Below are 412 nucleotides of genomic sequence, written 5' to 3'. Positions count from 1 at the left end.
CCCTGAGCTCGGCGCGCGAGGGTGGCATCCGGATGGAGACGCTGCTGCGCGTCTACCAGTCCCGCTTCGAGCGGGAGCAGGGGAACCTGGAGGCCGCGCGCGAGGCGGCACAGACGGCGCTCTCCCGCGCGGTGGACCCGGTGCTGGCGAATCCCTGGGATGAAGTGCTGGCGCGGCGCGCGATGGCCGTGCTGCTGCCGGGCGAGGAAGGGTTCACGCACCTGCGTCGTGCGCTGGCGCTGGAGGAGCTGACGGGCAACGTGCTGCAGGTGGGGCTCGTGCATCTGGCGCTCGCGGAGCGTGCGGTGTCCGCGGACGCGGCCGTCGTGGAGCTGGAGGCGGCGGAATCGGCCTTCACGGAGGCGCGGGCGTCCAACCTGCTCGCGCAGGCGACGTCGCTGCGAGGTGCGCT

The 412-nt window shown here is 73.5% G+C and carries 1 pseudogene; it reads left to right on the top strand.

The features are described 5' to 3' along the window. Nucleotides 1-412: pseudogene (locus D7Y04_RS43095) on the top strand (serine/threonine-protein kinase PknK); the annotation flags it as partial.

Source organism: Corallococcus sp. AB038B (assembly GCF_003668955.1).
GTDB lineage: Bacteria > Myxococcota > Myxococcia > Myxococcales > Myxococcaceae > Corallococcus > Corallococcus exiguus.
The sequence above is the reverse complement of the archived record's forward strand: the minus strand, read 5'-3'. Positions and strand labels throughout refer to the sequence as shown.